Raw genomic sequence first — 12,976 nt, 5'->3', positions numbered from 1 at the left:
AAACGGCAAAATTTTTGAAATAATGGATAAAATCCACGTTTTTGGCGATAAAAACGCAAAATTTGCGAAAACTAAAGTTTACAAGAAAAACTTTTGGATTTACAGGATTTGCTTTGGAGCCAAAACAGTTTACAGAATTTGTTTTCTACGCAAATTTAGCGGTGTTCGTTTGTCGAGGGTTCAAGGCCACGGAAAAAAGCCAAACCATCAAAATCGTCCTTGAGGGCCTGCACCGTTTCACCGATCATATAGAGGCTACCGGTCACTAAAACGGGGATATTTTTATTATCCGCAGAGGCTGTTTCGGCAACTTGGTCCAAAAATTTTCGGCTAAGTTCGCCTTCGCTAGCAACTTTCAAGCCCAAATTCGAGAGTTCCGAGCGCAAATCGTCCAGTTCGCGGAAACGCGGGTAAGGAGTCTTGGTTATATGCCAGTGGCTTACAAATGGAGCCATCAACTTAAGCATTTCGCCCACATCTTTATCTTTAAGGGCTCCGAAAACGCAGTGGAACTTGGTACCGGGGTAATATTCCGCCAAGGTTTCAACTAAGCGACGCACCGCATGAGAATTATGCGCCCCATCCAAAATGTAGCGAACCACCCCATTTTTATCGGTCAACTGCTGCATGCGGCCAGCCCAGGAACGGGTTTCAAGCGTTTTTAAGGCGAGAGAATCGTCAAAAACGCGACCCGCACTGTGAACAAAGCTTTCGGCGGCGGCCAAAGAAAGGCTTGCGTTTTCAATATAATGGTGGCCCAGATTCGGGAGTTTGATGTCGGTCCGGATTGTAGGAACAACGCATTTCGCATTGTGTTCACTCGCATAAGCACAGGCTTCGGCGAGCAGGCTTTCGGAAAGGCCACCGACAATGAATGTTTTTCCCCGAGCGGAGTCCGCTTCGGCGATTGCCATTTTTTCTTTAAGAATGGCACTTTCGGTGGGGCCCAAGACTTCGGTGTGTTCGAGTCCGATACTCGTGAGCACCACGATGTTGCCGCATGCAACCGCCGTGCTGTCCAAGCGGCCCCCCATGCCCGCTTCCATCGAAACCACATCGACACCTTGTTCGGCATAATAAAGGAACGAGACGAGCGTCAAGACTTCAAAGAAGGTCGGCTCCACCTGCACCTGTTCGGCAGCAGCCTTCACCTGAAGGAGTAAGCGGTCCAAATCGGCATCGCTAATGGGAATGTCGTTTACACGAATGCGCTCGCGAAGGCTTACCAGATGCGGGCTCGTAAAAAGCCCCGTTTTAAAGCCATGCGCCTGCAAGATGCCTGCGAGGTAGTAGCTAGTAGAGCCCTTGCCGTTAGTACCGACGATATGGATGGTCTTGAAAGAGCGTTCAGGATTTCCGAGAGCGTTGCAAAGTTTTCGAGTCGATTCAAGCCCCGGAACCATACCGAACATGAGCCGAGAATTCAAATAATCCATACCAGGTGATTGCATGTGCCAAATTTAAAAAATGTGTAATGTGTAATGTGTAATGTGTAATGGCAAAACCACTGCCAACGGTCAACTTCCTACTGTCTACAATTCATTTCACACCTCACATTACACATTAGAATAGTTATCTATATTTCTTTTCGTTACTACATGGTTTTTATATGAAAAGTTTTGGAATAATACTGCTTCTGGCAGTTTTTATCGCTATCGCGTGGTCGCGCGTAGACCCTACAGCCGCCCCGAAGCATTACAACTACCGCGACGCGAGCAAACAGCTAAGGCGCGTGTACTACGGCGAACTGCAAGAAACCCTTTACTGCGGATGCCGATACGACGACAAGAAGAACGTCGACTTTTCAAGTTGTAACTTCAAGCCGCGCGAGAACCCAAAACGCAAAAGTTTTAAACGCGCCGAACGCATCGAGTGGGAACACATGGTCACCGCCCACAACATGGGCCAGCACCTCCCCTGCTGGCGAGACGGTGGCCGCAAGAACTGCAGCGCCAACGACACCACCTTCAAGATTATGGAAGGTGACATGCACAACCTGTACCCCGCCATTGGCGAAGTCAACGGGGACCGCAACAACTTCATGTACAGCCAGTGGACAAACGACCCCGAGCCCATGTATGGCGGATGCAAGACCATCGTAGATTTCAAACTAAAAAAAGCTCAGCCACGCGAAGAAGCCCGCGGAATTATCGCCCGAGCCAGCCTTTACATGGAAAAGACCTACGGCGTTAATTTGTCCAAACAGGACCGGAAACTATTTGAAGCCTGGGACAAGATGTACCCCGTTACAGACAAAGAATGCGAACGGGACCGCCGTATTTTTAAGGTGCAGGGCGACCATAACCCCTTTGTGTACGAAAAATGTGAGAAATAAATACGGCTAAGCCGCCCAAAATAAACTAGAGCCTATTGACCTCGTCTTTTTTTTACATATATTTACAAATGAGGTTAGTATGTATAGGACTCTATTTTATTTTGTTGTCGTTTTTACAGTATCTGTATTTGCCCAGGTGGAATTCCCCATGGGCTCCGCGATTGTTAATGTCACAAAAGACCCCTATTATGCTAAGGGCGACGGCAAGACCGACGACACCGAAGCCATTCAGAGGGCGTTGAACGACCACCCCGATGGAGACTTTATCATCTATTTGCCCCATGGCATCTATAAAATTACCGATCAACTCACTTGGCCCACCACCAAAAAACAGGAATCCTCTAGCCGCCGCACTATTTTGCAGGGACAGAGCATGGGCGGAACGATCATCCAGCTTGCAGACAATACCTACGGCTTTGACAACCCCGAATTTCCGAAAGCCCTTATTTTTACTGGCGAAGGTCCAGGTCCCAAGTACAGAAACGCCGTTCGTGACGTAACAATTCGTACCGGTAAGGGAAACCCCGGCGCCATCGGCATTCAGTTCAACGCTGGAAACCAGGGAACCATTCACAATGTGAAGATTTATTCCGGAGACACTTCCGGCGTTTACGGTATTGACTTAGGCTTTACCGAAGGCATTGGTCCCCTCTTGATTAAGAACACCGAAATCCGCGGCTTTAACATCGGTATTTACGCCAAAGGCGAAACGGGCACAGCCACCCTGGAACACGTGACCATAGGCGGCCAGAAAAAATATGGTATCGAAAACGACAACATGAACTTGGCCATTCGTGCCCTCCGCTTTAAAGGGCATGTACCAGCCGTGTATAACCACGGCGAATCCGCCATGATGAGTTTGTTGGACGGCTTACTGGAATTCGACAACGAAAACAAGAAAGTCAAAGCTCCCATGGCAATCGAAAACGAAAGCCACATGTTTATTCGTTCCATGAAAGTATCCCGCTACAAGACGATGATCCAGTCTAAAAAGAAGGGCTACAACGAGGAAATGATCCAGGGTGAAATTATTGAGTTTGCAACTCAAGAAACGCCTCAGCTTTGCCACAGCCCCAAACAATCCATGCGTCTAGCTGTTGCAGAAACCCCCGCATACCCCGAACAGAAGGCGGACAACTGGATTACGGTTGCCGGTGATTATGGCGGAAAATCGAATACGGGCTCCGATGACTCCAAAGCGATTCAGGAAGCGATTGACGATGGTGCAGAAACCATCTACTTCCCGCCCGGAGGCCGCTGGACCATTAACCGAGATATTTACATTCGCAACCGCGTTCGCCAGATTATCGGTATCGAAGGCCGTATCGACGGCAAGGGCAAGTTCATTATTGAAGCAGGCGCATTCAACGAACTGACGATTGAACGATTCTCCGAATTCGGCAGCGGCATCATCATGAAAGCAAAGCGCAACCTGCTGTTAAAGAACATGATGGTTCGTTCCCTTGAAACTGATGAAATCGGCGGTGGTGAAATTTACCTGGAAGACGTCACTCTCGGAACCATCCAGCTGAATTACCAGAAGGTATGGGGTCGCCAGGTGGCATTGATCGGCGACACCAAGGGGCCAAAGATTACAAACAATGGCGGTTCCGTCTGGATTCTTGGTCTTACCGCCAAGAAGGGCAACACCATTATTCAGAACTTCAACAAGGCACACGCCGAACTCATCGGTGTAGAAATTGTTGCCAGCGACAAGGCGAAAGACCGTCCCATGTTCATTAACGACAACTCGTCGCTTTCAATTTCCGGTCTGCGTGAAACGCTGACCCGCGGTAACGCCTACCCCACCATTGTAGAAGAATCAAGAAAGGCTTCTGCAATCAAGTCTCTCTACAGTAAAGATTTGAAACACACTCCCAACGGAGGTGTGTTGATTCCGCTGTTTACCGGATACGCCCCTAGGCTTGGCGCCAACGAAAAGCCGAAGGCATCAATTCCTCATGAACTGGTGCTGGTGCAACCCAACCTGCTCAAGATCAAGGGCTCCGTTGTGGACGACGGTCGTGGCGACGGCCTTTGCGAAGACCCGGTGCGCTGGAAGAAGGGCCTTGGCCCGGGCAAGGTGGCGTTCTCGGACAGCATGGCTTACGAAACCGATGTATCCTTTACCGCAAGTGGACGTTACAACATCATCTTTACCGCCGACGACGGATACCAGACGGGCTCTGACACCGGAAAGGTTTACGTATTCGACAAGCACTACACCACTATTGACAATACCGGAGACGGCATGCCCAGCGGTAAGGGGGCTGCCACCTGGATTTCGGAATTCGACAACTTTAGTCCCCACAATTCCGACCCCGACCTGCGTGTTGCAAACGTGACCACCGGAAACGCCGGAAAGATTTACCTGCGATACGACTTGTCCGCATTGCCAGGTCCGCTATTCGACGCAGCACTCAAGTTGGAATTCAACAAGGATTCTATCAAGAAGCCTATCCAGCTGAATATCTTCGGTCTTAAGGAAACCAACAAGGAAATGAACTTTGGTGACCAGAAGCTCGGTGTCGACTGGGCTCCCTACGAACTCACCTGGGAAAACGCTCCGGCCAACATTCCGCAAGCCGGCGGCCAGTTCAACATCCGCAAGAATTCTGGTGGCGGTGTCGATACCAAGTACGCCGATTTCTTAGGTATTATTACCATTAACCCGAAGGCACCGCTCGGCGCATTCCTACGTACGCCGACACTTACTGAATTCTTCAAGCGTAAGCACCCCTCGCAGCTTTACACCCTCATTCTTACCGCAGTGGAACCCGGCGAAACTGTTCTTTACAGTGCAGCCGCCGGCAGAGACCTCGCCCCCTCGCTTTATGTCGGTTACTTCGACAATTCCCGTTCTGTAGGTGGTGAAGCCATGGACGGCGGATACACGCTGACTAAGGTGAATATTGACATTTACAATCTAGAATGTGACTTCGACCTGACAGTCGGTTACCCGCAATTTGTGCAGATTGAAATCGTGAACGAATTCGGAAAGCGTATGCTCACGGTTGCCGCCCGTGATATCGCAGGCGAAAAAAAGACCCACTTTAAATTCAAGGCGATGGCATTCCCCACGGGCAAGTATATTTTACGCGTGATTGGTGAAGCATTTACCGCCGAGCAGCAATTCTATATCCTGAACTAGGAGAACCACTATGCAGTTCAAGAATCTATTAAGTTTCGCAGCATTGTTTATGACAGTCGCCATTACCGCTTGCGGCGATGATTCCAGTTCTTCGGCTTCAGACGAAGAGTCCAGTTCTTCGGTTCCTTCATTTAAGTCAAGCAGTTCTTTAAGCACTCGCGCAGACATCGACTACAAAGACACGGTCAAATTAGGCGACACGCTCCGCCTTTACGTGGAACTGTTCAAAGGCGACAGTTCTAAAATGGACGAAAGCGAAATCTACCTCGACAGCGGCGCAACAAACTTGCCAATGTACTTGGGCGATTTTCCTAAAGGTAGCCGCATCAAGGTGTTCGCAAGCACCTCTAACATCAAGGACGAACAGATTCTCATTAAGAACGAACTGGGAGAATACCTGCAGGCAACCAATGCAGCCCCCAAGGATGCCTCGAGAAAAGACTCTGTCTACAGAAACGCCTTGATTCCAAGCTACGGTGCAGATTCCAGCGCCACCTTCAGGGATTCCAACACCTTCGTGACTTTTAACGACAACCATTACTACTTGGAAATCGAAGGCAAATTCAAAGACGAATCTAGCCTGAAGCTGAAAGTCCTCGTAGACTCAGCCTACTACAAGTATACGGGCGATGATGAAAAAATTTCCATGAAAATGAGCGACACCTTGCGTGGCATTATGCTGATCGACAAGGCACCCGACGAAGTGGCCATTGCATTCTCGGCCAACGAAGGCTACAGCGTGAATCTGTCCACAGTCGGCGAAAACATTATTCTCTACAAGCTCATTGACGGAGACAAGGAACTGGGATCTTCGAAGACAAATCTGGACACGATGCTTGTGCCTAACGATTCGGTCAACTGGTCTATCAAGATCAAGCCCGAAAGTTTCTCAAGCATTTGGACAGGCCCCTTTGCCACCTTTGAAGCTGTAACCAAAGCTCGCAAACTGGAGCAGGGAGAATACTTCTCTAAACCCGACTCCATCAACTATCCCGGCGAGACCTATGTTCGCTCCCGTCCCAAAGACGACATCGGCCAATACAAGTACAACCTGCGTCAAGAACAATTCGTTTGGATTGGTGACTACAAAAAAGGAGACTCGCTAATCGTAAAGCATTGGATTCAGAACTACAGCGATGAAAATTTCGAAAACGTCTTGATTGAGATCCTGGACAAGGACAAAAAAGCGAGAGATACTATCAGCCCCATTTACGGAGGCAACTTCAAGATTGGCAGCGAATGGCCCGAAGGCGCGTATTATCTGCATTACCTGCGTTTAAACTCCTATCCATTAGCAGACGTCGTGGATAGCCTCCGTTATGTATTGCAGCTCTTTACCTTGGTCCAACAGCCGGGGATTTTAAAGACCATGCAATTCTACGATTCCGAAAAAGATGACGTTATTGACGAACAGATTTTCTTCGCCGGAGACACACTCCGATTCAAGAACTTTGTTTTCCAGATGACGCCCAATTCCAGCACAGATTGGAAGATTATCGGTTCCGACATCGAGTGGTTCGTCACCTGCGAATCCTTAAACTACCTGAACAACAGCAGTAGCTACGAAGAAAAAGACTGCAAGGACGAACAAAAGATTTCGTCCAATTACCTGATAGCCCTGGAAGGCGGCATTGACAAGACGGCAGAGTTGATTGCCCAGAGTGTTGCCGACCCAGCTAAGCGCGATACGTTGAAGATTTCAATTATTGCAAGGGAAGACTAGTCTTCCCAAATCTGGTTGGGAAGTTTACTGATATCACGGAAATCCAAGAGCCCTGCCGTCGGAGCGTTTACGCTCACGAGGCGTGCTAAGGGCTTGCCTGCTCTTTCGATGACGATTTCTTCGTCTTTGATAGAGACTTGGTTCAACATCGAGCCAAAATTCTGGCGGACTTCCATGGCAGAAACAACTTTAGACATGCTTCAAAAATAGTATAATTACCGGCATGGAAAGCGAAAACAAGTCCTACACCGTTACGCAATACATGAAAGCCCTGAAGCAGAAGGTTGAATCGACACCTGCTGTATGGGTGCGTGGCGTGATTACGCAGATTAACGAAAAATCCAGAGTCGTTTACCTGAGTATCGCGGACTTTGAAGAAGGGAACGTAAGCCCCTTGGCAACCGTACCGCTGTATTGTTTCGCGGCAAAATTCGCAGCCATTCGAGCCAAAGTCGAAAATTACCCGCAGCCATTTACCTTGAAAGAACAACTCAAGGTGAGCTTTTTAATCAAGGCCGACCTGTACGTGCCCTACGGAAAATTGCAGGCACAGATTCTGGATATCGACCCCGTTTACACGCTCGGAGAACTTGCTCTCACCAAAAGCGCCATTCTAAAGCGACTTGCGTTAGAAGGCCTGCTCGAAAAAAACAAGGCGCTTACGCTCGCCGACGTTCCCATTCGCGTGGGCCTCATTACCGGCGAAGGAACCGCGGCCTACAAGGATTTCACCACCAAGCTCGCTGAATCGCCTTTTAACTTCAAGGTGAAAACCGCTTACGCCAAAATGCAAGGCGCCGACACGGAGCCGACAGTTCTTGCCGCCCTTGAAGAACTCGCCAAGGATTCAGAGCTAGATGTAGTGTGCATTATTCGCGGTGGCGGAAGCAAGACGGACCTCAACTTTTTTGACAGCGAAGCCTTGTGCCGCGCCGTAGCCAATTATCCGCTACCGGTCTTTACCGGAATCGGGCATGAAATTGACCGCAGCCTTTTGGACGAAGTCGCTTACCAGTCCTGCATCACGCCAACCGATACCGCGAAGCGCTTGACAGACCGAGTTGCGGACAGTTGGAACAAGATGCTTGCAACAGCCCAAGGAATCGCGTTACAGACAAAAGAAGTCATCCACCATTACAAGCAAGACCTTTCGAATACAGGAAACTGCTTGCAGCAAAAAGTAAACGCCCTGATACAAAAAGAAGCCCTGAAACTTTCGCTCTACAGAAGCAACATGCAAAAGGACTTGCAATTCGTCTTTAGAGGCGAACAGGAACGCATCGCCCGCGACACCGAAGGTTTACACCAGGGTTCCCGAAAAATTCTGGACCTCGAAAAATCAAAGTTCAGCCTTATCGAACTCCGCGTGAAGAATGCTGATCCAGAAACCACGCTTTCAAAAGGCTACACACTCACACTCGATGCCAACGGAAAATTCGTGCGCAACAAAAGCCAACTTAAGCCAGGCGATACGCTGACCACAAAGTTTAAGGACGGCAGCGTTATTTCTGTAGTGAAGTAAATTCCGGAAGTTTATTGATTTTCTGGAAGCGTTTGGTGGCGGCATCCAGTGCAAAGTAACGCACGGCATCACCCAAAGAAAGCATTACATACTTGGGCGTCAGAATTTGCAAGTACTTATTCAGTTGCACTTGCAAAGCCTCCCAAGTATATTCGCCGGGAGCCTTGCATTCCACTAAAAGCCACGGGTGTTTTAAATCGCCGGAGGCCTTGAAATCTTGCACCAACAAATCCACGCGGTCATCAGTCTTGGGCTCTACCGTCGAAAGCGCAAACTCCACCGCAATCAAGTTCTCGGGCACCTTGACCTCGTCTATCAGGAATTTGATAGTCGCCTGACGCACCAGTTCTTCCGGAGTTGCGGGAACTTCTTTTTGGCGAATGGGGTCGAATATGGTTTGATGCATGAGGTTGTTCACTTTGGAGAAGGGATGTGAAGTGTGGAGTGTGTGATGAGAGGTGGGATGTGTTTTTTTCAGTAAAATAAAAAATTCCTATAGACTTGACAATTTCCCAACTTACAAACTATATTTGATTGCATGAATAAAATCTTTGGACAAAACATCGCAGCATTCGCGATCGCAGCAAGCCCGGCAGCAGCCCGAGCTATTGTGGGGCTGTCCAGAGAAACCAAAATCTGTAAAGCTTAGCGCTTCAATCCAGACAGAACGTTTCAAGGGCAGCCCCGTAAAAGGCTGCTTTTTTTAATGGCTCGTTCTCACGAGCCCACAATTTCACCTTTTTTTTACATCAACCATCTGGGAATCCGAATATTCTTACAAAAATATATTCTATTATTACTTTGCAAAATAATGAGAATTTTCGATCCCTATACAGGAGCATAAAATGCGCAGAAGACTATTGAGCGAAGGTGCCAAGGAACTCTCTTACGAAATCCGTGAAATCGTAAAGAAGGCGAACCAGCTCAAGGCACTCGGCCTCCCCATCCACTGGGAAAACATTGGCGACCCCATCGAAAAGAAATGCCAGATACCCGACTGGATTAAGGATATCGTGGTCGACCTCGTCAAGACGAACCGCAGTTACGGCTACTGCCCCTCCAAAGGCATGCTCGAAACCCGCGAATTCCTGGTAAAAGAAAACAACAAGCTCGGCGGTGCACAGATTAACGTCGATGACATCTTGTTCTTCAACGGCCTCGGTGACGCCATCGCCACCATCTACGGCCTGCTCTCGATGAACACACGCATCATCGGACCTGCACCGGCTTACTCCACCCACAGTTCCGCCGAAGCGGCTCATGCACACACCTCCCCGATTACCTATAGGCTCCAGCCCGAAAACCACTGGTATCCGGATTTGGAAGAACTCGAAAACAAGGTAAAGTACAACCCGAGTATCGCGGGTATCCTCATTTTGAACCCGGACAATCCGACGGGTATGGTCTACCCGCTCGAGATCCTCCAGAAAATCGTGGATATCGCCAAGCGTTACAACCTGTTTATCATTTGCGACGAAATCTACAACAAGATTACCTACAATGGCGCCCACGCTTATGCACTCGCCGAATACATCGGTGACGTTCCGGGTATCGCACTCAAGGGTATTTCCAAGGAATACCCGTGGCCGGGCGCTCGTTGCGGCTGGGCTGAATATTACAACCGCGACAAGGACGAGCAGTTCGACGCCTTCTGCCGTGCTTTGGACAACGCGAAGATGGTAGAAGTCTGCTCGACAACGCTTCCACAGATGACCATTCCGCGCGTCCTTGGCGACAAGCGCTTCAAGGAACACCGCGACGCCTTGAACGAAAAGATTGGCCGCCGTAGCGCCATCATCAATGAAATCCTTTCCGACATTCCGGAACTGTATTTCAACCCGACCTACGGTGCATTCTACAACACCATCATCTTCCGCGAAGGAACGCTAAACAGCCACCAGACCTTGAAGATTGACAATCCGATTATCAAGAAGAAAGTGGAAGAATGGTGCAGCAAGACCAACAACCTTGACTACCGATTCGTTTACTACCTGCTGGGCGCAAAGGGGATTTGTGTTGTGCCTAGCACCAGTTTCTGCACGGATTTGAAGGGGTTCCGTGTGACGCTTCTGGAAGAAGACGAAGAGGAACTGCGCGAAGTATTCACCACGATTCATGACGCGATTGTGGAATACCTGCACAGTTAGTTACCTCGATGGGGATTAGGAGGACTGTCAAAGAAGGAGAGGGTATGAATAAATTGGTTTCTTATTTCACAGTTGCATCGGTTCTCCTTGCGACAGGGATTTTTTGTGGTTGCGAAAAAAAATCGCAGCAACAACCAGTGACAGTCACCGTCCTCACATACAGCGAATACATTGCTCCTGAAATGATTACCGATTTTCAAATGAAAACCGGCTACAAGTTGCAGTTGGAAGAATACGAAGCCCAAGAAGAAATGATTGGCAAACTGCAAACGGCAATGGAAAAACAGTACGACGTGATTATCGCCTCGGATGTCGTGATTCCGCAACTGATTCACTTGGGACTGATTGCGCCCCTGGACTTGGGCAAGGTTCCGAACAAAGTAAACGTCGCCGACCAGTTCAAGAATTCCGTTTATGACCCGGGCAACAACTTCACCCTTCCCTACCTGTGGGGAACCACCGGCATTCTTTACCGCGACACAACCCTTGACGAGAACAGCGTCAGCTACAAGATGTTTGTTGACGCCAATCAAATCAAAGGGAAATTCAGCTTGCTAGACGAATCCCGGTCCATGCTTTCTATGGCATTGCAAGCTAAGGGATTAAGTGCCAACAGCATCAAGATTGAAGACATCAACAAAGCAGTTGACTGGATCCACGGATGCAAGCAGGATTCTCATTTTGCAGGATTTGAAGGTTCCGTAAGCGCAAAAGACAAGATTCTGGCAAACGAACTTTGGGCTGCTATCGTATTTAACGGCGAAGCCATGGACGCCATTTCGGAAGACCCGACGCTTCGCTACGCTATCCCCACGGAAGGAAGCTTTATGTGGGTGGATGCAATGACTTTGAGTAGCCACGCCCAAACTCCGATGGGGCTCACGCCTTCATGAACTACATTCTTGACGCACAAAACGGAGCAAGACTTGCAACATCCATCAATTTTGCAACTCCAAACAATGCGTCACTGAAACTCATTGACGACAAATTCAAGAAAAACAGAGTCATCAATCCCACTAGGGAAGAAATTGACCGCATGGTTTTCTTGCGCGACCCGGGTGTTGCTGCCAAGCTCTTTGACGATGCTTGGACTACCATCAAGACACGCTAAACTTCGTGACTAATGGGAAGTGGAGCAAACGGCGGCTCCAGCTCGATACTGATGGGGCAATGATCCGAACCCATGACACTGGAGTGGATTTCGGCACTCACGATATTGGGAACAAGACCTTCGTCTACAAAAGCGTAGTCGATGCGCCAGCCCACATTGCGGCTACGGGCACCGAAACGGTTTGACCACCAGGAATAACGGTCACGTTCATCGGGGTGCAACTTGCGGAAAGAATCCACAAAGCCGTTTTCGACGTATTTGTCCATCCACGCGCGTTCAATCGGCAAGAAGCCGCTCACGTCTTCGTTTTCTTTAGGACGAGCAATATCGATTTCCTTGTGGCAAGTATTGTAGTCGCCAAGGGTCACCACGTGCTTGCCGTCGGCAACCCAACGCATGCTGTTTTCAAGGAAGGCGTCGTAAAAACGCAGCTTGTAGTCTAGACGATCATCGCCTTGACCACCATTCGGGAAATAAATGCTATTCAGGACCCAATCCGGGAACACAAGCTGGAGAACGCGGCCTTCCTCGTCGAATTCCTCAATATCAAAACCGTAGTTGACACGATCGGGTTCGATCTGAGTATAAACGCCTACTCCGCTATAACCTTTCTTGCGGCGGCAGGGATTCCAGTAGGCAAAGTAGCCCTCAGGATTTGCGATTTCTTCGGGAATCTGGTCAACTTCGGCACGGACTTCCTGCAAGCACAGGATGTCGGGCTTTGTCGCAGAGAACCAGTCCGCAAAGCCCTTCTTAAGGGCAGAGCGCAACCCGTTCACGTTCCAGCTGTAAATATTCATGTTATACCCAATTCTTAATCCGCGGCAAAAATACATTTTTTTCTCCGCACAAGAGCGAAAGATATTTTTTAAAACCACGACAATCACTTTCTAGCCTAAAAACGGATTAAAGAAAACAAAAGTTTACAATCGTGAAATAAAAAAATCACACTTTCTAAAGAAAATAAATGCAAAACGAAATAATAAA

The 12,976-nt window shown here is 48.8% G+C and carries 11 protein-coding genes; 7 read left to right on the top strand and 4 right to left on the bottom strand.

The genetic code is table 11. The features are described 5' to 3' along the window. Nucleotides 1–155 precede the first annotated feature (155 nt). Nucleotides 156–1,451 carry a bifunctional folylpolyglutamate synthase/dihydrofolate synthase gene (locus B9Y58_RS02685; protein ID WP_073054007.1) on the bottom strand — a complete coding sequence of 432 codons (1,296 nt, stop codon included), beginning with the start codon at nt 1,449–1,451 and terminating at the stop codon, nt 156–158. A gap of 158 nt (nt 1,452–1,609) precedes the next feature. On the opposite strand from B9Y58_RS02685, the gene B9Y58_RS02680 reads away from it, so the two are divergent. From B9Y58_RS02680 to B9Y58_RS02670, 3 genes are all read left to right on the top strand, one after another. Beyond that, a complete protein-coding gene (locus B9Y58_RS02680; protein WP_073054006.1) occupies nt 1,610–2,335 on the top strand; it encodes an endonuclease in 726 nt (241 codons plus the stop codon). 79 nt (nt 2,336–2,414) lie between these two features. Next, entirely contained in the window at nt 2,415–5,486 is a 3,072-nt protein-coding gene (locus B9Y58_RS02675; protein WP_083532181.1) for a glycosyl hydrolase family 28-related protein, read from the top strand. A 10-nt stretch (nt 5,487–5,496) separates the two neighbouring features. Continuing rightward, on the top strand, nt 5,497–7,209 hold the full coding sequence (locus B9Y58_RS02670) for a hypothetical protein (protein ID WP_143154630.1): 1,713 nt from the start codon (nt 5,497–5,499) through the stop codon (nt 7,207–7,209). On the opposite strand, the gene B9Y58_RS02665 is transcribed toward B9Y58_RS02670, so the two are convergent. After that, nucleotides 7,206–7,406, bottom strand: coding sequence for a type II toxin-antitoxin system Phd/YefM family antitoxin (locus B9Y58_RS02665; protein WP_073054003.1), 201 nt, complete (start codon nt 7,404–7,406; stop codon nt 7,206–7,208). The two genes, B9Y58_RS02670 and B9Y58_RS02665, sit on opposite strands and share 4 nt — an antisense overlap. Before the next feature lie 26 nt (nt 7,407–7,432). Here B9Y58_RS02665 and xseA point away from each other — a divergent pair, with 26 nt between their 5' ends. After that, a complete protein-coding gene (gene xseA / locus B9Y58_RS02660) occupies nt 7,433–8,731 on the top strand; it encodes an exodeoxyribonuclease VII large subunit (protein WP_073054002.1) in 1,299 nt (432 codons plus the stop codon). Here the strand turns inward: xseA and B9Y58_RS02655 are convergent. Continuing rightward, nucleotides 8,712–9,137, bottom strand: a complete 426-nt coding sequence (locus B9Y58_RS02655) for a type I restriction enzyme HsdR N-terminal domain-containing protein (protein ID WP_073054735.1) — start codon at nt 9,135–9,137, stop codon at nt 8,712–8,714. The two genes, xseA and B9Y58_RS02655, sit on opposite strands and share 20 nt — an antisense overlap. Nucleotides 9,138–9,576: 439 nt before the next feature. Here B9Y58_RS02655 and B9Y58_RS02650 point away from each other — a divergent pair, with 439 nt between their 5' ends. The 3 genes from B9Y58_RS02650 to B9Y58_RS14830 are packed head-to-tail and all read left to right on the top strand — an operon-like array spanning nt 9,577 to nt 11,989. After that, entirely contained in the window at nt 9,577–10,878 is a 1,302-nt protein-coding gene (locus tag B9Y58_RS02650; protein WP_073054001.1) for a pyridoxal phosphate-dependent aminotransferase, read from the top strand. Between the two features lie 44 nt (nt 10,879–10,922). Beyond that, entirely contained in the window at nt 10,923–11,771 is an 849-nt protein-coding gene (locus tag B9Y58_RS02645) for a polyamine ABC transporter substrate-binding protein (protein ID WP_233247813.1), read from the top strand. Next, nucleotides 11,768–11,989, top strand: coding sequence for a type 2 periplasmic-binding domain-containing protein (locus B9Y58_RS14830; protein WP_073053997.1), 222 nt, complete (start codon nt 11,768–11,770; stop codon nt 11,987–11,989). Before B9Y58_RS02645 ends, B9Y58_RS14830 begins: the two co-directional genes overlap by 4 nt. Here the strand turns inward: B9Y58_RS14830 and B9Y58_RS02640 are convergent. Then, complete coding sequence (locus tag B9Y58_RS02640) at nt 11,986–12,789, bottom strand: exodeoxyribonuclease III (RefSeq protein ID WP_073053995.1); 804 nt, start codon at nt 12,787–12,789, stop codon at nt 11,986–11,988. The genes B9Y58_RS14830 and B9Y58_RS02640 overlap by 4 nt on opposite strands. Nucleotides 12,790–12,976 lie beyond the last annotated feature (187 nt).

Origin of the sequence: Fibrobacter sp. UWB15 (genome assembly GCF_900177705.1) — a bacterium.
In the GTDB taxonomy this organism is placed as follows: Bacteria; Fibrobacterota; Fibrobacteria; order Fibrobacterales; family Fibrobacteraceae; genus Fibrobacter.
This window is presented reverse-complemented; position numbering and strand designations above follow the sequence as displayed.